20 protein-coding genes and 1 pseudogene are annotated in these 20,901 nt (G+C 59.0%); 6 read left to right on the forward strand and 15 right to left on the reverse strand.

Features of this window, described 5'->3' with window-relative positions:
* Nucleotides 1-4: 4 nt before the first annotated feature.
* Entirely contained in the window at nt 5-1,105 is a 1,101-nt protein-coding gene (locus E4P00_RS09710; RefSeq protein WP_032877470.1) for an efflux RND transporter periplasmic adaptor subunit, read from the reverse strand.
* A gap of 93 nt (nt 1,106-1,198) precedes the next feature.
* Between E4P00_RS09710 and E4P00_RS09715 the strand changes: the two genes are divergently transcribed.
* Complete coding sequence (locus E4P00_RS09715) at nt 1,199-1,852, forward strand: TetR/AcrR family transcriptional regulator (protein ID WP_032877471.1); 654 nt, start codon at nt 1,199-1,201, stop codon at nt 1,850-1,852.
* A gap of 91 nt (nt 1,853-1,943) precedes the next feature.
* Here E4P00_RS09715 and E4P00_RS09720 read toward each other — a convergent pair whose 3' ends face one another.
* Nucleotides 1,944-2,726, reverse strand: a complete 783-nt coding sequence (locus E4P00_RS09720) for a class I SAM-dependent methyltransferase (protein WP_032877472.1) — start codon at nt 2,724-2,726, stop codon at nt 1,944-1,946.
* 96 nt (nt 2,727-2,822) lie between these two features.
* On the opposite strand from E4P00_RS09720, the gene E4P00_RS09725 reads away from it, so the two are divergent.
* Nucleotides 2,823-3,443, forward strand: coding sequence for an energy transducer TonB (locus E4P00_RS09725; RefSeq protein WP_216090829.1), 621 nt, complete (start codon nt 2,823-2,825; stop codon nt 3,441-3,443).
* 3 nt (nt 3,444-3,446) lie between these two features.
* On the opposite strand, the gene E4P00_RS09730 is transcribed toward E4P00_RS09725, so the two are convergent.
* The 6 genes and pseudogenes from E4P00_RS09730 to ppc all read right to left on the reverse strand — a co-directional run bounded on the left by E4P00_RS09730 (nt 3,447) and on the right by ppc (nt 9,909).
* Entirely contained in the window at nt 3,447-4,145 is a 699-nt protein-coding gene (locus E4P00_RS09730; RefSeq protein ID WP_248131300.1) for an extensin family protein, read from the reverse strand.
* Between the two features lie 81 nt (nt 4,146-4,226).
* Nucleotides 4,227-5,095 (reverse strand): annotated as a pseudogene (locus tag E4P00_RS09735) (DUF72 domain-containing protein).
* Entirely contained in the window at nt 5,095-5,397 is a 303-nt protein-coding gene (locus E4P00_RS09740) for a hypothetical protein (protein WP_032877477.1), read from the reverse strand. Before E4P00_RS09740 ends, E4P00_RS09735 begins: the two are co-directional and overlap by 1 nt.
* Nucleotides 5,398-5,557: 160 nt before the next feature.
* Nucleotides 5,558-6,244: a tRNA (adenosine(37)-N6)-threonylcarbamoyltransferase complex dimerization subunit type 1 TsaB gene (tsaB, locus tag E4P00_RS09745; RefSeq protein ID WP_248131302.1), complete on the reverse strand. Its 687-nt coding sequence runs from the start codon at nt 6,242-6,244 to the stop codon at nt 5,558-5,560.
* A 91-nt stretch (nt 6,245-6,335) separates the two neighbouring features.
* Nucleotides 6,336-6,983, reverse strand: a complete 648-nt coding sequence (gene adk, locus E4P00_RS09750; RefSeq protein WP_005785523.1) for an adenylate kinase — start codon at nt 6,981-6,983, stop codon at nt 6,336-6,338.
* Nucleotides 6,984-7,263: 280 nt separating this feature from the next.
* Entirely contained in the window at nt 7,264-9,909 is a 2,646-nt protein-coding gene (gene ppc, locus E4P00_RS09755; RefSeq protein WP_216090825.1) for a phosphoenolpyruvate carboxylase, read from the reverse strand.
* A gap of 196 nt (nt 9,910-10,105) precedes the next feature.
* On the opposite strand from ppc, the gene E4P00_RS09760 reads away from it, so the two are divergent.
* The 3 genes from E4P00_RS09760 (at nt 10,106) to E4P00_RS09770 (ending at nt 12,001) form a co-directional block, all read left to right on the forward strand.
* Nucleotides 10,106-10,450, forward strand: coding sequence for a hypothetical protein (locus E4P00_RS09760; RefSeq protein WP_005785520.1), 345 nt, complete (start codon nt 10,106-10,108; stop codon nt 10,448-10,450).
* 283 nt (nt 10,451-10,733) lie between these two features.
* Nucleotides 10,734-11,159 carry a DUF4398 domain-containing protein gene (locus E4P00_RS09765; RefSeq protein WP_005785519.1) on the forward strand — a complete coding sequence of 142 codons (426 nt, stop codon included), beginning with the start codon at nt 10,734-10,736 and terminating at the stop codon, nt 11,157-11,159.
* Between the two features lie 56 nt (nt 11,160-11,215).
* Nucleotides 11,216-12,001, forward strand: coding sequence for an OmpA family protein (locus tag E4P00_RS09770; RefSeq protein WP_005785517.1), 786 nt, complete (start codon nt 11,216-11,218; stop codon nt 11,999-12,001).
* A 402-nt stretch (nt 12,002-12,403) separates the two neighbouring features.
* Here E4P00_RS09770 and E4P00_RS09775 read toward each other — a convergent pair whose 3' ends face one another.
* The 7 genes from E4P00_RS09775 to prfB all read right to left on the reverse strand — a co-directional run bounded on the left by E4P00_RS09775 (nt 12,404) and on the right by prfB (nt 19,033).
* Entirely contained in the window at nt 12,404-12,715 is a 312-nt protein-coding gene (locus E4P00_RS09775) for a hypothetical protein (protein ID WP_248131304.1), read from the reverse strand.
* 170 nt (nt 12,716-12,885) lie between these two features.
* Entirely contained in the window at nt 12,886-13,212 is a 327-nt protein-coding gene (locus E4P00_RS09780; RefSeq protein WP_017529735.1) for a hypothetical protein, read from the reverse strand.
* Entirely contained in the window at nt 13,209-14,114 is a 906-nt protein-coding gene (locus E4P00_RS09785) for an alpha/beta hydrolase (RefSeq protein ID WP_032877483.1), read from the reverse strand. The genes E4P00_RS09780 and E4P00_RS09785 overlap by 4 nt, the downstream gene beginning before the upstream one ends.
* Before the next feature lie 108 nt (nt 14,115-14,222).
* Nucleotides 14,223-15,500 carry a flavohemoglobin expression-modulating QEGLA motif protein gene (locus E4P00_RS09790; RefSeq protein WP_005785511.1) on the reverse strand — a complete coding sequence of 426 codons (1,278 nt, stop codon included), beginning with the start codon at nt 15,498-15,500 and terminating at the stop codon, nt 14,223-14,225.
* Between the two features lie 53 nt (nt 15,501-15,553).
* On the reverse strand, nt 15,554-16,270 hold the full coding sequence (locus E4P00_RS09795; protein ID WP_078820451.1) for a TetR family transcriptional regulator: 717 nt from the start codon (nt 16,268-16,270) through the stop codon (nt 15,554-15,556).
* A gap of 84 nt (nt 16,271-16,354) precedes the next feature.
* Nucleotides 16,355-17,857 carry a lysine--tRNA ligase gene (gene lysS / locus E4P00_RS09800; RefSeq protein ID WP_005785507.1) on the reverse strand — a complete coding sequence of 501 codons (1,503 nt, stop codon included), beginning with the start codon at nt 17,855-17,857 and terminating at the stop codon, nt 16,355-16,357.
* 80 nt (nt 17,858-17,937) lie between these two features.
* Nucleotides 17,938-19,033 (reverse strand): peptide chain release factor 2 gene (gene prfB / locus E4P00_RS09805; protein WP_098465888.1). Its coding sequence is split into 2 segments (ribosomal slippage): nt 17,938-18,960 and nt 18,962-19,033, totalling 1,095 coding nucleotides; the frame shifts between segments, so codons are not numbered across the junction.
* A 532-nt stretch (nt 19,034-19,565) separates the two neighbouring features.
* Here prfB and E4P00_RS09810 point away from each other — a divergent pair.
* Nucleotides 19,566-20,879 (forward strand): hypothetical protein, encoded by a 1,314-nt coding sequence (locus E4P00_RS09810; protein WP_248131307.1) that lies wholly within the window; start codon nt 19,566-19,568, stop codon nt 20,877-20,879.
* Nucleotides 20,880-20,901: the final 22 nt, after the last annotated feature.

A 20,901-nucleotide genomic window follows, 5' to 3' on the forward strand; every position in this document is an offset into this window, starting at 1 on the left:
GGGATTACTCCTTGGCCGCCAGATTCACGACACGGTTGGAGCGATCCACAGGGCGCACTTGCTGGCCCTCATGCAGCACATGCACGCCTGCGGCGACCACCCAGTCGGTGGGAGCCAAGCCTTCGAGCACCGGCACGTTTTTTTCACCGAACGCACCAATGCGCACCGTCGTACGCTCAAGGGTGTTGTCCGGCTTTACCCGCCAGACGAAGGACGCGCCGTTCTCTGCGCTGAGGGCAGACAGCGGTACCGAGAGCGCAATGACGCCGTCGGTTTGTATGAATACGCGCGCGCTCTGGCCCAGTTCGGCAGGGACTTTACCGCCGGTGAAGGCTACACGGGCGGCGAAGGTGCGGGATTTCGGGTCGGCTGCGGGTGACAGTTCACGGATGCGTCCGGCGAAGCGCTGTTCGGGCTGGCTCCACAACTCTACCGACACCGGCTGGCCGACCTTGAAGCGGCCGAAGCCTTGCTCGGGCAGGCTGATCAGCACTTCGCGCTCACCATCGGTGGCCAGGGTGAACACGGTCTGCCCCGCCGAGACCACTTGGCCGACTTCGACAGCACGCTTGGCGACCACACCGTCCTGGGGCGCGCGCAGCACGGCATATCCGGCCTGGTTGCTCGACACGTCGAACTCGGCCTTGATCTGCTTCAGGCGCGCTTCACCTGCTCGGTAGAGGTTTTCGGCGTTGTCGTACTGCGAGCGGCTGACCATCTGACGGTCCATCAGGGTCTTGTAGCGATCGCGCTCAGCGCGCACCAGGTTCAGATTGGCCTCAGCGCCGGCCACTTGGGCACGACTGGCTTCCAGTTGCAGGCGCACATCCTGGGGGTCAAGTTCAGCCAGTGGCTGGTTGGCCTTGACCCGCTCGCCCTCTTCCACCAGCCGCTTGCTGACTTTGCCGCCGATGCGAAAGGCCAGGTCCGGCTCATAACGGGCACGTACTTCACCGGGGTAGCTGTCCATTGCCTGTGCCGAGGGCTGCGGCTGCACCACCATGGCGGGGCGGACGGTGGCCTGGGTCGCTTCTTCATGGCCGCAGGCGGCCAATAAAAAGACCAGGCTGACAGGCAAAGCAAGGGGCAGGAACGCGCTGCGCATGCTGAAGGACCTTTCGCAAATGGAGCTTGGAATAATTATACTGGCCGGTATGTTATTAATACCAAACTCGCCAGTCCAGTATTAAAGGTGAAAATGTCCGACAATCCTGTGAACACCGCCAGCCCCGGGCGTCCCAAGGACATGGCAAAACGCCAGGCAATCCTCGAAGCCGCGAAATCCCTGTTCCTGGGCAATGGCTACGCGAACACCAGCATGGATGCCGTCGCGCTTGCGGCGGGCGTCTCGAAACTCACCGTCTACAGCCACTTCACCGATAAAGAGACGTTGTTCACCGCGGCGGTAGTGGCCAAATGTGAAGAGCAATTGCCGGTGATGTATTTCGAGCTCCCCGAAGGCATGCCCGTAGAGACGGTATTGCTGAACATCGCACGGGGCTTTCATCGGCTGATCAACAGCGAGGAGTCGGTGAACCTGCATCGCCTGATGATGACCACCGGCAATCAGGACGTGAAGCTCTCGCGGATCTTCTTCGAAGCCGGCCCCATGCGCATGTTGCAAGGCATGGAGCGCCTGCTCGGCAAGATCGACCAGAGCGGTGCCTTACACATCGACAACCCCTTCAAAGCGGCGGAGCACTTCTTTTGCCTGCTCAAGGGCACGGCGAACTTTCGCCTGTTGTACGGCTGCGGCGGGCAACTGAGCGCAGAAGAGGCAGAAGAACATGTGCAGGACGTGGTGAAGTTGTTTATGCGGGCCTATCGCAGCCCGGTCTCGACAACAGCGTAGGGTGCAGCAACCGACCGTAACCATCGGGAGCAAGCCCCCTCCCACATTTGGATCTCGCAGCATCACGAATATGAGTGCTGTTGCTTGCAGCTTATGGCTTGAGCGCTTTCTTGGGATAAATATCGTAGCGGCTGGACTTGCCATCCAACGCATGACTCGGCTTGGGCCCGTCAATGCACGGCGCCTTGCGCGGGCGCTTGACCACCACACGGTGGCTGGCCAAAGCCAGGGCGGCAGCGAGCAAGGCCGGTGCATCCGGATCATCGCCCACCAACGGTCGAAACAGGCGCATTTCCTTCTTCACCAGGGCGGTTTTCTCACGGTGTGGAAACATCGGGTCCAGGTAGATCACCTGGGGCGGCTCGCCCTCCCAATTGAGCATCACATCGATGGAGTTGCCCTTGAGCAGCTTCATGCGCGCCACAATCGGTGCCACTTCAAAATCCTGCGCAGCGCGTGCCAGGCCGTCTTCGAGCAAGGCACCGATCAACGGCTGGCGTTCGATCAGGCTCATCTCGCACCCCAGGCTGGCCAATACGAACGCGTCCTTGCCCAACCCGGCCGTGGCGTCCAGCACCTTGGGCCGTACGCCTTGGGCGATGCCCACGGCCTTGGCGATCATTTGCCCACTGCCACCGCCATATAAACGCCGATGTGCCGCGCCGCCTTCGACAAAGTCGACCCGCACCGGCCCCGGCGCATCGGGCCCAAGCTGCTGCAATTGCAGGCCCTGCTCGCCCACTTGCAGGGAAAAATCCGCATCCGCCACCTGTAAAGGCAAGCCCAGCAGCGAAGCCCACTGCTCGGCGCAGGCCTGGAAACTGTCGGCCAACGCCTCGACCTGGATGCGGCTGGCCGCTGGTTGTTCGTTCATCAATCGCTACGCTCAAAAATATTAAGGATCGGCAAACAGCGGCCGATAAAAACAGCAGTCAGGTATTTTGCCAGAGCTGAGCGTCGACCGAGAAAAATGTCAGACATTCTTCCCCTAACCATCGGTGTACTGCCGACCCACAACCACTACGGCCTGCGCAATACTCAAGCGCTGGCCGGGGTGAGTCATGTGTGGCAGGACTTCTTCGCCCGGGCGCTGGCCGAACAGCTAGGTGAAGCGCCGCAGGCACTGGCCGCCAAGGCGCCTGCACCTGCCGACCCTTCGGTCGAACCCGGCGAAGGCGCCGACATGCTCTCGCAGATCCTCACCCAGCGTGAGTGTGACGTGAAAGACACCGAGATCGCCCCGCCTGAGCCGCTGTTCCTGCCGATTGCCGAATTCGAAACCGAGTTGCTGCCACCGGCGCCGATACCCTTCCCGGAAGAAGAACTCGTCGCCCAGCAGCGCCAGCAGGACTTCGACAGCGGTTGGGTCCGCCCGATTGTGCTGAACGCCGGCCAACCACTACCAGAGCCCGGCCCGGCCCCCGAGCCACGCACACTGCACTTGCCGATTGCCGAGTTCGAACTGGACCTGTTGCCACCGGCTGCCGAGCCATACCCCGAAGAAGAATTGATGGCGCAACAGAAGGCGCTGGATTTCGACTACTACTGGGCGCGCCCACTGGTGACCCACAACCTGCGCCTGGCCGCTTAAGCCTCAGCGACACACCCACCATCGCCCCATATCCAGGTGAAAATGGTTGCGGTGAGCAGCGTTGTAATCCGGGCTCAGCACCACGTTGAAATCATCACAGGCACCATCGCGCACCAAGCGCAGGAAACGCGCACTGTCGCCCTCCCCCGGCCAACCCTTCAACACGCTGATGCTGCGCCCGTCCGCCAGACGAAAACCGGAGATATCCAAGGCATTGGCCGAGGCATGTTGGCTCAGGCGCCCGTCGACACGGTTGTAAACATTACGGCAGGCAAAGCTGCCCAAATGCTCGACCCGACTCACCGCCTGGCCGAACACTGCCTGGGCCGCCGGTTGCAGGCTGTGACGCTCGAACAACGCGAACGCCACAGCCAGGGGGCAACTGGCCAGAAAGCTGCTGCTCAGAGCCACCTCAGCGCCCTGCACACGCAGGACATTGCGCAACGGGCACGCCGCATCGGCAGCGGTATCCGCCTGACGGCTCACCCGCAGGCCGGCAGTTTTCAAGACCTGGTCACACAGCGCCGGATCATCCTGCAAACGGCTGAGCTTGTAGCGCGTGAGCAGGTTGGGACTGGCGCGCACATCCAAGGGTGCCCAGGGGTTCCAGTCAGCCGGCATCGGCACCCAGCCACGCCAGACGCCCAGCGCGAAAGCGCCCGCCAGCAGCAACAGCAGGCCCAGCACTTTTATCGAACCCACGGCTCAATCCTTGAAAAATCGGATGTCTAGGGGGCGTTCTCAATTAGTTTCCCCGCCGGGGAAACTAATTGAGAACGCCCCCTAGAGTAACCCCAGTTGCTGCGCAACGGGCTCTCGATGCAGGGTGGGCAGCGGCGGCAGGCCGGGCAGGCGCGCCATCAGCTGTGCATGAAAGCGCAACGCCAGTTGTGCCGCGAGGCGGTTGTCCGAGGTGTGCAGGAATATGTACGGCGTGCGTCCCTCTTCGATCCAACTGGCGATCTTTTCCACCCATGGGATCAGGAACGGGTCATTGGCCTCCAGCTCCGGATGCCCGATGAAGCGCACCTGGGGAAACTGGGTCAGCGCCGCCGGTCGCGGTGGCACCTTGGGCTTTTTGGACTGGGCGTGCAGCACTGCCGCCGAGGTTGACGTACAACTGAACAGGTGAACAGGGCGCGAGGGTCGAGGCAGATGCGCTCGACGCCACGATCGCGCAACAGGCGGTTGAGCATACGCTCGGCGTCTCCCTTGGCGAAGAACTGCTCGTGCCGGACTTCCACGGCCAATGGACGATCAATGCCATCGAGGAAACCGGCCAGTTCAGCCAGGCGCTGCGGGGTAAACGCTTTTGAGAGCTGCAGCCACAGCGGTGAAACGCGCTCACCCAAAGGGCTCATCAAACTGACAAAACTTTCTGCCGCAGGCAATTGCTCGCGCAAGTCACCCGCATGGCTGATATCCCCTGGGAATTTGGCGGTGAAGCGAAAGTCAGCCGGCATGATCTCGGCCCAGCGCTGCACGGTAGCGGCCGAAGGTCGAGCATAAAACGTGGTATTGCCTTCAACCGCATTGAAGACTTGAGAATAGAGCCCGAGGTAATCGCTGGAACGCGCCTCCACCGGGTACAGGTACTCACGCCAGGCGTTTTCACTCCAGGACGGGCAACCAATATAATAAGGCAAACCCATCAGATATGAATGTCGAGACCCAGCACTTCCATATCCCATTCGACAAAGCCGGCGGTGGTCAGGTAACTGGCCAGGGCGGTGGCAACGCTTTTGCTCATGGAGCGGGGGAAGACCATGTCTTGCTGGCGGGCAGGAACGCCGCTGATACGTGCGCTCCCGGCCCCCTTGGCGCTGGAGGGCGAATCAGCGTGGACTTCAATGAAGTCCGGCGAATCCTCCACGGACTCGTCTACCGTCACGTTCGCCTTGCGTGGCTTACGTTTGAGAGGGTAGGACTGTGAGGAGAAGCCGTCTATACGCATACATGCAGACTCGGTATCAATGATGGCAATTTAGCGGCACTTTCCGTAGTGCGCAAATGCTCTGGTGATAACTAGAACACATAATTTGTAAAAGGTTTAAAAACCGCGACAAATTCTGACGATTGGCGAAATTTGCCACCGAATTCCCACATTTTTGGCGTCAAATAATTCCGCGCTCGGCCTTTGTCTGCGCCACTTTATCGCGAAGGTAAACCGGTGCCGCTTGATCCGCCGGGACCGCCTCACCGCGTTCGAATGCAAAACGTGCCAACGCCAGCAGATCTTCGGCATGAGGCAACATCGCAGCGTCCTGCCCTACCAAATGCACGTCGATGCGTTCGCCATAACCCCAGCCGGTGCCGGCACCGAACCACTCACCGCTGGCATCAGCCGGCAACCCTGCCGCTTCTGGCGGCTGCACTGCCTCCACGCCCACCAGACGCATTTCACCGGCAGTTTCGCGGTAGCAGCCCCAATAGACTTCATCCATCCGCGCATCAATCGCCGCGGCCACTTGCGTGGCGCCGTGTTCGCGCAGTGCGCGCTGGGCCAGCACGGCAAGGTTGGACACCGGTAACACCGGACGCTCCAACGCAAACGCCAGGCCCTGCACCACGCCAATGGCAATGCGCACACCAGTAAAGGCACCGGGGCCGCGACCAAAGGCGATGGCATCCACGGCAGCCAGGGTGATACCGGCGTCTTCGAGCAACTGCTTGATCATCGGCAGCAACTTCTGCGCGTGCAGGCGCGGGATCACCTCGTAGTGGCTCGTTACCTTGCCATCGTGCAGCAAGGCAACGGAGCAAGCTTCAGTCGCGGTGTCCAGGGCCAGCAGGGTGCTCATCGGTGTGGGTGTCCAAATCGGGAAAAAAGTGCGCCAGTATAAACAACAACGGCCCGCAAGCGGGCCGTTGTACGCAAAGCTGATGGCGGGATCAGCTCAGTGCTTGCATCACCTTGGCGGTAATGGCTTCTACCGAACCCACGCCAGGGATATGGCTGTACTTCGGCTTGCCTTGGGCCGCGGACAACTTCTGGTAGAAGTCCACCAGTGGCTTGGTCTGGGAGTGATAGACCGACAAGCGATGACGCACGGTTTCTTCGGTGTCGTCTTTACGCTGCACCAGGTCTTCACCGGTAACATCGTCCTTGCCTGCCACTTTTGGCGGGTTGTAGACGATGTGGTAAACGCGACCCGAGCCTTCGTGAACGCGGCGACCGGCAATACGCTGGACGATTTCTTCGTCTTCTACGGCGATTTCAACCACCGCATCCAACTCAACACCCGCCTTCACCAAGGCTTCAGCCTGGGGAATGGTGCGAGGGAAACCGTCGAACAGGAAGCCGTTCTTGCAATCTTCCTGGCTGATGCGTTCCTTGACCAGGTTGATGATCAGATCATCGGAGACCAGGCCGCCGCTGTCCATCACGCTCTTGGCGATCAGGCCCAGCTCGGTGCCGGCTTTGACAGCAGCACGCAGCATGTCGCCGGTGGAGATTTGTGGAATGCCGAATTTTTCAGTGATGAACTTTGCCTGAGTACCTTTACCGGCCCCGGGAGCTCCCAGCAGAATGACGCGCATCGATGTGCTCCTCAATTTTTTATAGAGATGACGCTCGGATTCGCCGCGTGGGGCCAATCTCGTAAAAATATGGGTCCAGGCCGATCAAACGGCCAAAGGCTGATCAAGATACACAGCGGGCCCTCACCATACAAGCCGCCAAAAGTAGGAGAAACCCGCACCCGGCATACGTCAGCGACAGGGTGTGCCTGAGCGCAACCCGCCTCCTCAAACAACGACCGCCCTTTTCAGGGCGGTCGTCGTGGTTGATCCGCAAGCCGTTGAGAACACGCAAGAAACCTCAACCGGTGTTGCGCAAACCGGCGGCAATACCGGCCACGGACACCAGCAGCGCCTGTTCCAGAGGGCTGTCTTGCGCCGCCTCTTGCCGACGGGACCGCGCCAGCAACTCGGCCTGCAACAGGTGCAACGGGTCGAGGTAGGTGTTGCGCAGGCGGATGAACTCCAAGGTGTCAGGGCTATGGGCCAGCAACTGCGACTGGCCGGTCAAGCCAAGCACCACATTACAGGCCTGCGACAATAGGTCGCGTAAATGCGCACCCAATGGCAGCAGGTCTGGCTGCACCAGGCGCTCATCATAAAGACGGGCGATATCGGCATCGGCCTTGGCCAGCACCATTTCCAGCATGTCGATGCGCGTGCGGAAAAACGGCCACTGTTCACGCATCTGCGCCAGCAACTCACCTTCCCCCCGCTCCAGCGCCTTGCTCAATGCCGCCTCCCAGCCGAGCCAGGCAGGCAGCATCAGGCGCGTCTGGGTCCAGCCGAAGATCCACGGGATCGCGCGCAAGCTTTCAATCCCGCCTGCGCGACGCTTGGCCGGGCGACTGCCCAGGGGCAAACGGCCCAACTCCTGCTCCGGCGTGGACTGGCGAAAATACTCGACGAACTGCGGATTTTCCCGCACCACGGCGCGGTAAGCACTGACACCGTCTGCCGCCAATTCGTCCATCAAGTGACGCCAGGCAGGCTCCGGTGGTGGCGGCGGCAGCAGTGTCGCTTCCAGCACGGCGGCCAGGTAGAGGTTGAGGTTCTGCTCGGCGATATCCGGCAGGCCGAATTTGAAGCGGATCATCTCGCCTTGTTCCGTGGTGCGGAAACGCCCTGCCACCGAGCCCGGTGGCTGCGACAGGATCGCCGCGTGAGCCGGGCCGCCGCCACGGCCAACGGTGCCACCACGACCATGGAACAACAGCAGTTCCACCTGCTGTTCGCGGCAGATATCGACCAGACGCTCCTGCGCCCGGTATTGCGCCCAGGCGGCGGCGGTAGTGCCTGCGTCCTTGGCCGAGTCGGAGTAGCCGATCATCACTTCCTGAGGCCCCTGCAACCGCGCGCGATAACCTGGCAGTTGCAACAGCCGCTCCATCACCGGCCCGGCGTTATCCAGGTCAGCCAGCGTTTCGAACAACGGCACCACACGCATCGGTCGTTGTACGCCCGACTCTTTCAACAGCAACTGCACCGCCAGCACATCCGAGGCGGCACCCGCCATGGAGATAACATACGAGCCCAATGAGGCAGCCGGTGCGGCGGCGATTTCCTTGCAGGTATTGAGCACCTCGGCGGTGTCTGCCGACGCTTTGAAATACCCCGGCAGCAACGGACGACGACTGGCCAGTTCCTGGGTCAGGAAGCTGATGCGTGCGTCTTCGTCCCAATCCTCATAACGCCCAAGGCCCAGGTAGTCAGTGATTTCAGTCATGGCCGCCGAGTGACGGCTGGAGTCCTGACGCACATCCAGGCGCACCAGGAACAGCCCGAAGGTCACCGCACGGCGCAAGCAGTCGAGCAGCGGCCCATCGGCGATCACGCCCATACCGCATTCATGCAGGGACTGGTAGCACAACTCCAGCGGGTCCAGCAGGTCGCGGTTGTTCTGCAACACTTCGGCAGGCGCCGGGGTGCTGGCCGTCAACGAAGCGTGGGCCCACTGGCGCGTGGCGCGCAGGCGTTCGCGCAGTTGCTTGAGCAAGGCGCGATAGGGTTCGACGCTGTCGCCGACCTTGGCTTGCAACGCCGGGCTGGCCTGTTGCATCGACAGCTCGGAGGCCAGCTGATCGATGTCGCGCAAGTACAAATCCGCTGCCATCCAGCGCGCCAACAACAGCACCTCGCGGGTAACCGGCGCGGTGACATTGGGGTTGCCGTCACGATCGCCGCCCATCCACGAGGCAAAGCGAATCGGCGCAGCCTCCAGGGGCAGGCGCAAGCCGGTAGCAGCGTGCAGGGCCTGGTCAGCCTTGCGCAGGTAATTGGGAATGGCGTGCCACAGCGAATGTTCGATCACCGCAAAGCCCCACTTGGCTTCGTCCACCGGGGTGGGCCGGATGCGGCGGATTTCTTCGGTGTGCCAGGCTTCGGCGATCAGCCGTTGCAAGCGTTCGCGGATCTGCTCGCGTTCGGCGCTGGTAAGGTCACGGTGGTCCTGGAGGGCCAGTTGCGCGGCGATGGCATCGTATTTCTGGATCAGGGTACGGCGAGCCACTTCGGTGGGGTGGGCGGTGAGCACCAACTCGATTTCCAACCGTGCCAACTGCCGGGCCAGGGATTCATGGCTGTGCCCTTCGCTTTTCAGGCGCGCCAGCAACTCCGGCAACACCCGGGACTCAAAAGGCGCTGGTTGCGATTCATCGCGCCGATGAATCAGTTGATATTGTTCGGCAATGTTGGCCAGGTTGAGGAACTGGTTAAAGGCCCGGGCAACAGGCAGCAACTCGTCCTCTTGCAACTGATTCAAGCTGGCGCTCAGTTCGTCGCCGGCCGCCTTGTCCGAGACGGCGCCGCGGCGGTCAGCCTTGGCGCCTTTGCGGATTTGCTCGATCTTGTCAAGAAAGTCATCGCCGTACTGCTCTCGAATGGTGTTGCCCAACAGTTCACCCAGCAGGTGAACATCCTCACGCAAGCGTGCATCGATATCACTCATCAGCCAATCTCCAGCCAGAAATCCGGGACGCGCAGGTGTTCCAGAGTGCCGCCGGCGTCGGTTTCTGACAAGGCCGAACGCAAACGACTTTAAACCTTGTGGCTTAAAGCTAGTCTCAAGCATGAGCCGTCGCGTTATTCACGCAGGCGGCTGGTCACTCATCACCGCCTGCCAACGCAGGCTTATTGAGGTAGCCATGAAAATTCGAGAACTGGCCCAGCATTGGGAAGAAACTGCCAAGGGTCGCCTGACCAAGACTGAGTACGCGATTCATCTGGATGTGGAATCTGCCGCAAGGCTGGCCGCCATTGCCGAGATGTACCCCAAGCGCCACGTCGAAGAACTGCTCGGCGAGCTGATCGGCGCCGCCCTTGAAGAGCTGGAAGAAAGCTTTCCCTATATCAAGGGCGACCAAGTGATTGCCACCGATGAAGAGGGGGACCCGCTGTATGAAGACGTGGGGCTCACACCCCGGTTTCTGACGTTGTCCCGCCGCTATTTACATGATTTGTCCGCCAGCGCTGACGAACAGAAACACTGAACAACATTTTATTGACGTCAATCTAACCCAGGTATTCCGGGCTTTTTACAGGCTCGGAGTACCGTTTCGCGCTGCGAAAGTTCCATCTTTTGAACGCTGACCACTCAGTCAGATATTTTTTCAGGCAATTCGCCATATCCGCTGAACTTTTGAAAAAAGCCTCAGGTCACAGCCAGTAGCCATCACTTGTGGAACGGTCGTTTGAACTGGCCTCATGAGCTTTACCGCCGGGCCCGCAACCGATACGCCACGATGGATTTTGATGTTTTTCAGGAGTTATCCAATGGAGTTGAAGACGATGAACACCAGCACCGCCAAATCCTCGTTTAACCACCTGCGCGGGCTCAAATTGGCCGCGCTGGCAATCGGCACCAGCTTCGTTCTGGCAGGCTGCGCCGGCAACCCTCCAACCGAGCAGTACGCCGTGACCCAATCGGCCGTTAACAGCGCCGTGAGCGCTGGCGGTACCGAGTTTGCAGCCGTGGAAATGAAGTCGGCTCAGGACAAGCTCAAAGAAGCTGAAATCGCGATGCACGACAAGAACTACGAGAAAGCTCGTCAGCTGGCTGAACAAGCCGAATGGGACGCCCGCGTCGCCGAGCGTAAAGCCCAGGCTGCCAAGGCTCAACAGGCTGTGAAGGATTCCCAGAAGGCTGTTGAAGAACTGCGTAAGGAAGGCATGCGCCCAGCTGCAATCATGCAGAAGTAAGCCACTGCCCCTTGATTGCATCGCACCTGATATCGAATTGAAAGGACGACACGACTATGCGTAAACAATTGATGATCCCTGCCCTGCTAGCGATGAGCGTTGCCTTGGCGGCCTGCTCCACCCCGCCGAACGCGAACCTGGAAAATGCACGGACTAACTTCTCGGCCCTGCAAACCAACCCGCAAGCCACCAAACTGGCAGCCCTGGAAACCAAAGACGCCAGCGAATGGCTGGACAAGGCTGACAAGGCATACCGCGACAACGAAGACGAGAAGAAAGTCGACCAACTCGCTTACCTGACCAACCAGCGTGTTGAAGTTGCCAAGGACACCATCGTCCTGCGCGAATCCGAAGCCAAGCTGAAAAATGCCGGTGACGAACGTGCCCGAGCCCTGCTGGACGCCCGTGACGCGCAAATCAAGCAACTGCAAAACAGCTTGAACGCCAAGCAAACCGATCGCGGCACCCTGGTGACTTTCGGCGACGTACTGTTCGCCACCAACAAGTCCGACCTGAAATCCAGCGGCCTGGTGAACATCACCAAGCTGGCGCAGTTCCTGCGCGATAACCCGGATCGTAAAGTGATCGTTGAAGGCTACACCGACAGCACGGGTTCCGACTCGTACAACCAGAGCCTGTCGGAGCGTCGCGCAGCTTCCGTGCAACGTGCACTGGCTCAACAAGGCGTGGATATCTCGCGCATCGTGACCCAGGGCTACGGCAAGGAATATCCAGTTGCCGACAACGGCAGCGTTTCGGGCCGTGCCATGAACCGTCGCGTTGAAGTGACCATCTCCAACGACAACCAGCCAGTCAAGCCACGGTCTTCCGTTGCTAACTGATTGATTGTTGCCGGATAAAAAAACCCACCTCGCGGTGGGTTTTTTTTGGCTAGGAAAAATTGATTGGGCGATCTGTGTCTTCATCAGGCGGTTTTATCATGCCGGGGTCTTTGCAACCCTGCGCCGAACTGCCTGCCGACTTGTTACGCGCCTGCTCCAGCGCATCTTGTCGTTCTAACGCCTGATGCGCCCTGACCATCGCCAGCATATTGCGTATCGCATCAATATTTATCACCACCGTCCCAGCCCCGCTGTAAAGAAGTCACACCACCGTTTGTGGCGGTTTACGCAATTCAGTTCCAGGCGACTTCTTGAGGAGATACTGTGGTGGCACCGGCACGCCGTGGGCCGGCCACACTCATGCCCCCCCCAAATCACTGGCAGGCTTTCAAAGGCAGGGGATTAAAACGCGATAGAGCCCGGGCTGTCGCCGCCGCCCACCTGAATCTGGCCTTGGCCAGATGTGCCAGCTGGGTCTTTTGCCTCCAGGGCGGCTCTTTCTTCCAACAACTTCTTCAGCTTTTCGAGCAGTTCTTCAAGGCTCTCCCCGCCTCCAGCCCCCTGGGCCCCGCCCGAACCCTGCGAACCTTCGCCGCGCTTGGCTTGAATTTTATCCCGGATGTCCTGAATTAGCTGATCCAGGCCCTGCGAGGGTGCCTCGGAGCCAACTGAATAGCCCGCGCCAACTGAAAGTGAACCGCCGATACCGTCCATAAACTCGTACTCCAGATTAGTTAATACAATGCACTGATCAGACAAGCTGATCAGTCCACGATCTGTGGCAAGCGAGTACAGATGGTTCCAGGCTATATAGATTCGGACAGACCTCGCCTGACTAATCAGGAGACTTGAAGGACGTTTTCATACAACGGCGGTGTTAGGACTCACTGCTGCAGTTGCGGAGTTTCCTGCCCCATGCAACGCACGGCCTGCTTCTTGTTGTTCACCAGCACGCCGCTCAAGCCTTTTTGCTCGGTATCAAACATCACCAACACGCCGTCAACGCACTGCGCTACCTGCGCGGCAGGGGTCAGGGAAATTTTGTAATCCTCCCCCGGCACGGTTTTGAGCATGGTGAAGTCGCTGAGCAGCAACGCGTCTTGCGGCTTGGCGAAGTGCAGGTAGCCGTAATACCACAAGCACCCAACGGTACCGATGATAGTGCCGATGCCGGTGAGGATCAGCGGGATCATGTTGCGTTCTTCACTCATTGCGGGCTCTCTGATGAATCAACTTTAGGAATTGGATAATTCGGAATCTCGCCCAGCCGGCGCAGGCCGTTGAAGTGCTGCGGGTCGTCCAGGTAACGCAGCATGACGGTTTGCCAGGTCTTGTCGGCAAACGTCTGCACATGGCCGCCACGGGTCAGTTGCAACACCCTTGGCGCAGGGGCCACTTGATACAGGCGGATGCCATTGGCCACTGGCACGATGGGATCATCCAGGCTGTGGAACAACAGTTTTGGCACACCGGTCAGTTGGGGCATGGCATTGATTGCACTGTCGGCGTCGGGCACCAGCCACGACAGGGGCACCTGCAACGGCCAGGTTAACCAGGACGTGCTCAGGGCGAATTGTCCTACGTCACGATAACTGGCGGGTACGCCATCCAGTATCAGCGCCTTGAGCTGGGGTTGACGTGCCGGATGGGCCGCCAGGTAATGCACCGCCAGCGCGCCGCCCAGGCTTTGACCGAGCACAATCAACGGTTGCCCCTGGGTTTCAGGAGCTTTGTCGAGCCAACTGAATGCTGCGTCTATATCCTGATAGATCGCCGGCAAGGACGGTTTGCCTTGCGAAAGCCCATAGCCGCGATAATCGAGCAACAGCACTTGATAGCCTTGCTCCGGCAACCACCAACTGCCGCCCAGGTGCCAGGCGAGATTACCGCCGTTGCCGTGCAGGTGCAGCACCGTTCCCTTCAGAGGTACGCCGGGTTTAGCCGGCAACCACCAGGCGTGGAGCTTGAGGCCGTCAGCAGTGGTGATAGTGACGTCGCGGTATTGCAGGCGGGCTTTTTCCGGCGTGAAGGGCAGGCCCGGCTCGGGATAGAACAGCAAGGAGCTGCAGCCGTTCAATGTGAGTAGCAGGCATAAAATGCCGAGGATTCTCATCCGTTGAAACCTCGTAGGTGAGTTGAAACCTGAAGTCTTGTGAAGATCCAATGGTGGGAGGGGGCAAGCCCCCTCCCACACGGTGACCCGGTTGCTTCAATGAAATACCTAAAGGATATTGGAGTAATCCGCCTCGATCCGATCCAGGCTCAAGTGGTTGAGGAAGTTGGAAAAACACATCCACGCCGCCAGCGCGTTCATATCGCGAAACTGCTCCGGCAGGTACTTGGGCGGTACCACTAGCCCCTCGTCTACCAGTTGGCGCAGGGTGCGCATGTCTTCCAGGGTGGTCTTGCCACAGAACAGCAGCGGCACTTGTTCCAACTTGCCTTTGCGCACGGCGAGCTGGATGTAGTTGTAGACCATGATAAAGCCCTTGAGGTAGGACAAATCCTTGGTAAACGGCAGACCGGTCGGCACTGAACCACGGAACACCCGGCTGGCGTTGCCATAGCTTTCGGCCATTTCAAAGCCTTGCTCACGGAAGAACTCGAACACCTGCAGGAAGTCGGCGCCCTCCTCCACCATATGGATGGCGCGGGTACGGTTGGTCAATTTACGCAAGCGGCTGGGATAGGAGGCAAACGTGATGATTTCCATCAGGATCGCCAGGCCCTCCTGGGTCACGGTGGACGACGGCGGACCCTTGGACAGGAACGTGCAGATTGGCTGGTTCTGGCCATTGAGCGTGGTGCCCACATGCACCAGCCCTTCATGCACTTCCAGGGCGCGCACGTCGCGGTCGTTGAACATCGCGTCGGCGCGGATCTTGATATAGTCGGCGCCCGCCGCCGCATCCGCGACGATACCGTCGGACTCGAACACGCGGATGGTCTCTTCTGCCTCGCCAAACACCTTGTTCAGACGCGTTTGCAGCAGGCTCACCGCATCCTTGGCGGTGAGGGTCTTGGCTTCGTCCTTCAGATCGCCCCGGCCATCGATATTGTTCAGGTAGTCCGACAGCATCAGCCCCAGGTCTGCCAGGGTCGGGTCGCCGGCGTGGAACGCATCGGAGGCAGCGCCGTACAGTTCCTGGGATATCAGGCCAAAGTCCTCGGTGCCGCGCGCTTCAAGCATACGCACCACCATGCGGTATTCGCGGCACATGCGCCGCATGATCTGCCCCACCGGGCTGAACTGGCCCAGGCGGCGGGTGATGTCGCGCTCGATGTTCTGGAACTCCAGCTTCACCGCACTGGAATCGAAAGACAGGGGCCGGTTCAGGTAGTAATCGCGGTCCACGGCAGGCATGGCTTTGCCCTTGGCCTTGAGGAATCCCTGGCGGATGTTCTCGTCCCACTTTACTGCGTCGAGAACCCGGATCGGTGTCTGCGCCAGCACAATGCGATCGGACAAGCTGCGTATCGTCTGCTGGTAATCGTCCACCCGGTGTTTTCCTCTTTAAACGTTGAGCGTTGTCAGGCTTTGCTCGAATGCTGTCAGACCGAGGCCAATACCAGGTGCATGTAACGCTTGAGGATTTCAAGCATCTCTTCACCGGTCAGAGGCTCTGCGCCGCCCAACAGGCCCTGATATTCCATCCGACTGATGATAGCCGTCAACACCTTGGCATCCTGCTGCGGCTCACGGGAGCCCAACACCTGAAAAAACTGCCCGGTGCCCTGCAACAGAATCTGTTGATGGGAGCGCACCAGTTCAGCCAGTCGCGGGTTCAGCAGGGCCTCCTGTCGAAACGCCTGCTCGGCCATCAGGTATTCGCGGCGGTTGGTCAGTTGGCGCAGCACGTAATCGGCGGTCAGCCGGGCAATGTCATCGGCCAGTTGCGCGCGCGACTGCGGGCTGCCATCGCCATAGGCAACCATCTCGCGCAACAAGCCCTCGTTACGCACCCACAGTTTGCCCATGAAGGCCGCACTGCGCTCGACGTATTGGGCGAAGGTGTCGGTGAGCAGGTCATCGATATCCTTGAAATAGTAGGTGGTGGCCGACAACGGCACACCCGCCTCCGCCGCGACGGCTCGATGGCGTACGGCACGCACCCCTTCGCGCACCACGATGCGCATGGCCGCATCGAGAATGTCCTGGCGGCGTTGTTCGCTGCCGCGGCGGCTGGCCTTGCGACCCTGGTACTGAACGCTTTCAGCCACGGCAGCAGCAATGCCGGCGGCACCTTCTTGAGCCATTACGCGGTTCACCACACTTCTTCCTTTAAAAGTGACACTGGAATATGCCACATAAAAAAGCCGCCTTATAAAAGGCGGCTTCGGATTTCGCAACGGTTACGCTTGTGGCCGCATGTGCGGGAACAGGATCACATCGCGGATCGATGGCGAGTTGGTCAACAACATCACCAGGCGGTCGATGCCGATGCCTTCACCGGCAGTCGGCGGCATGCCGTACTCCAGGGCACGTACGAAGTCGGCGTCGTAGTGCATGGCTTCGTCATCACCGGCGTCCTTGTCGGCCACCTGAGCCATGAAGCGCTCGGCCTGATCTTCCGCGTCGTTAAGCTCGGAGTAGGCGTTGGCGATTTCGCGGCCGCCGATGAACAGTTCGAAACGGTCAGTGACGTTCGGGTTGTCGTCGTTGCGACGCGCCAGCGGCGACACTTCGAACGGGTACTGGGTAATGAAGTGTGGCTGCTCCAGCTTGTGCTCGACCAGCTCTTCGAAAATCATCACCTGCAATTTGCCCAGGCCTTCAAAGCCCAACACCTTGGCGCCGGCTTTCTTGGCGATGGCGCGAGCCTTGTCGATGTCGTTCAGATCGTCAGCGGTCAGCTCAGGGTTGTACTTGAGGATCGAGTCGAACACCGACAGACGCACGAACGGCTCGCCGAAGTGGAACACCTTGTCGCCGTACGGCACGTCGGTAGTCCCCAGAACAAGCTGCGCCAGTTCACGGAACAGTTCTTCGGTCAGGTCCATGTTGTCTTCGTAGTCGGCGTAGGCCTGGTAGAACTCCAACATGGTGAATTCAGGGTTGTGACGGGTCGAGACGCCTTCGTTACGGAAGTTGCGGTTGATCTCGAACACCTTCTCAAACCCGCCGACCACCAGACGCTTGAGGTACAGCTCCGGCGCGATACGCAGGAACATTTCCATGTCCAGCGCGTTGTGGTGGGTTTCAAATGGCTTGGCTGCGGCACCACCGGGGATGGTTTGCAGCATCGGCGTTTCCACTTCCAGGAAGTCACGCTGCATCAGGAAGCTGCGGATGTGGGCAATGACTTGCGAACGCACACGGAAGGTCTGGCGCACGTCTTCGTTGACGATCAGGTCAACGTAACGCTGGCGATAGCGCTGCTCGGTGTCGGTCAGGCCGTGGTGCTTGTCCGGCAGAGGGCGCAAGGACTTGGTCAGCAGGCGCACGCTGGTCATTTCGACGTACAGGTCGCCCTTGCCGGAACGGGCCAGGGTGCCTTCTGCGGCGATGATGTCACCCATGTCCCAGGTTTTCACCGAGGCCAGGGTTTCTTCCGAGAGGGTTTTACGGTTGACGTAAACCTGGATACGCCCGGTCATGTCCTGAATCACCATGAACGAGCCACGGTTGAGCATGATGCGACCTGCCACCTTGACCGGGATCGCCGCTTCTGCCAGCTCTTCCTTGGTCTTGTCCGCGTACTGTTTCTGCAAGGCATCGCAGTAGTTGTCGCGGCGGAAGTCGTTGGGGAAGGCGTTACCCTTGGCGCGCTCGGCAGCAAGCTTTTCCTTGCGCAGGGCGATCAGGGAGTTTTCTTCCTGTTGCAGGGCTTGCGGGTCGAGTTGTTGGTCGCTCATGTCTTTTGAAATTCCATCACAGGTACGTTTTCCCCAGCCTTCGGCTGGGGATCGCGAGCAAGCTCGCTCCTACAGGGGTGTTACAGGCCGGATTTCAGGCTGGCTTCCAGGTATTCGTCGATATCACCGTCGAGTACCTTGTCGCAGTCGCTGCGTTCGATGTTGGTGCGCAGATCCTTGATCCGCGACGCATCGAGTACATACGAACGGATCTGGTGACCCCAGCCGATATCCGACTTGGTGTCTTCCAGCGCCTGGGAAGCGGCGTTGCGCTTCTGCATTTCCTGCTCGTACAACTTGGCCCGCAGCATTTTCATGGCGGTATCCTTGTTGGCGTGCTGGGAACGTTCGTTCTGGCAACTGACCACGGTGTTGGTCGGTACGTGGGTAATACGTACGGCCGAGTCAGTGGTGTTTACGTGCTGACCACCGGCACCGGAGGAACGGTAGGTGTCGATGCGCAGGTCGGCTGGGTTGATCTCGATTTCCACCTTGTCGTCGATCTCTGGCGAGACGAAAACGGCGGAGAACGAAGTGTGACGACGGTTGCCGGAGTCGAACGGGCTCTTGCGCACCAGGCGGTGCACACCGATTTCGGTACGCAGCCAGCCAAAGGCGTATTCACCCTTGATATGCACGGTCGCGCCCTTGATACCGGCGACTTCACCGGCGGACAGTTCCATGATGGTCGCGTCGAAACCGCGCTTGTCGGCCCAGCGCAGGTACATGCGCAGCAGGATGTTGGCCCAGTCCTGGGCCTCGGTGCCGCCGGAACCGGCCTGGATGTCCAGGTAGGCGTTGTTCGGGTCCATTTCATGGCTGAACATGCGGCGGAATTCGAGCTTGGCGAGGTTTTCCTCGAGACGGGCCAGCTCGGCGACGACATCGCCCACTGCGCCTTCATCATTTTCTTCGACAGCCATGTCCAGCAGGTCACGGCAATCGGCCAGACCGGTGTTCAGCTCGTCGAGGGTGTCGACGATCTGCGCCAGCGCAGCGCGCTCGCGCCCCAGTTCCTGGGCGTATTCAGGTTTGTTCCAGACACTCGGATCTTCAAGCTCGCGGTTGACCTCGGTCAGACGCTCATGCTTTTGATCGTAGTCAAAGATACCCCCGAATAGTTTCGGAGCGCTCGGACAGGTCCTTGATGGTGTTAAGGATCGGGTTGATTTCCATGGCGGGCAGCACTCGTTGGCGAACTTTTGAAAGCCGGCGAGTATAACGGCAAACGGCTGGGAACGGCAGCCCGCTTGGCCGATTCTGCCAAGGCGGCGCTTCCTCTCCTCACGCTAGCTTCGCTAACAGATGCGCGACCACCAAAGCGTTTCCTGCGGGAGGGCGATACCCCGCGTTAGAAAAACCACACCTACTACTCGCTCAAAAATGACCGTTCATCTGTTTATACAAATAATCTGAACATCAAAATCAGAGCCCGCCTAAAAGAGCACAATCCAACCCACCCTAACAAAAACAAACAATTAGGTTTCTAGCCAAATCGCCCCAAGACTCAAGTCACAAATATACAAGAATATAAATACATCAGTTTCAGACCCGTCTTACAAATACTCCTACAGACATAAAATCAAATCAAAACGCCATCAGTTTTTTATTCCTTCCCGCTCAAATAAGTTCGATCAAAGCGACTGAGCTTTTTTCAGGACGTACAAACTTTCAAACTCGATCACTCTCATAAAAACGGAGAGACCCTATGGCCCAGCAAGGGTGGCAACCAGGACAACCTTTAGAACTCAAGCCCACGATAATTACCGCCGGGAGACGAAACACTTATTGGGGTGGTGAAGGCGGAGGCTACGCAGGAAGTGGAGATGGCTGGGGCCTTCAAGAAGGGCCTCGTCGAGGTGAAGGAGACCGTAGCCGCTTCAAGCAGTTTGACTTCCCTAGCACCACCGCTGATTTCATTGGAGAGCAACAGTACAATCAATCCTTGATTGACGCAGAGTACAGCGCACGGTTCGCAACGCTAACGACTGAAACTGAACGCGAACTCGCAGAGAAACAGCAAGCCGCGAAAGCTTCACAGGCTCTCACAGAGACAGCCTCAGCCATTCTCGATCAAAAAATCGCACTTGAAATCATCGACGCAAAAAAAACCAAATACACCAATACTGCGCCACTCATCTATGGGCTCTATGATCAAAGCCCTTTTTATCTGATGGAAAACTTAACCTATACAAAACTACGTGAAACGCTTGCATCCTCTGACCCGATAAAAAATTTGGGCGATACGTACACACTTTACGACAACGTTTGGAGAGCCGCGCAAGAACTCAAGGCTCTCTCGCTCTCCATAGACATTCTGGCTAAAAAACTTTCAGGGTTGGCAAAGGCCCGGCAAACGCTGGAGGCCAATTTAGCCGAACATGATCCTGGCTGGGCAAATTTACACAATGAGTATCTGAAGGCCATTGCCGATGAGTTGGAAATTCAGGTGCAGTTGCTGCCGGAATATTTGCAGGTGGAACTCGCCTCTCTTGCCGGTTCTGTCGTTGGATTGACACCCGACCAGACCCTCATGCTTTACAAAAACACGCTGGACAAAATGATCGAAGAAACGATGACTGCGATCAAACCTATTGACCCACCGTTAGCCATAAACCGGAACGGGTTGATGATTTACTATCCCGCAGCCAACCCACGGGTTACACCGCCACTGAGCAAACCCGAGCTTGAGGGGCTGAAACAACTTATTTATCTGCAGCAGAACACCGCGCTTGGGGTGAGATGGCTCAGCCACCATGATTTTGTGCTGAAGTCAGAGTCCGCGCGGTTTCTTGCCAACGCCTCCAATGCAATCAGCGACCTCGCGGGACGTGCGCAGCAGGTAGCCACGGCCCAGGCGCGTATTGAAGCGGTACGAGTAACCAATACCTATCGACTGTCGGGCACCGCTGCTGCGACTCAAGCGATAGTCATGACCTCAGTCGGGACTATCGCTACAGCAGAAGGGATTACCATCACGCTGCAAGCTGCTATTCGGTCAGCAGTGGCCGCATTGACGTAGTTGGTCGCAAGTACCGCGAGTG

This window comes from Pseudomonas sp. B329, from assembly GCF_023127835.1.
GTDB classification, from domain to species: domain Bacteria; phylum Pseudomonadota; class Gammaproteobacteria; order Pseudomonadales; family Pseudomonadaceae; genus Aquipseudomonas; species Aquipseudomonas synxantha_A.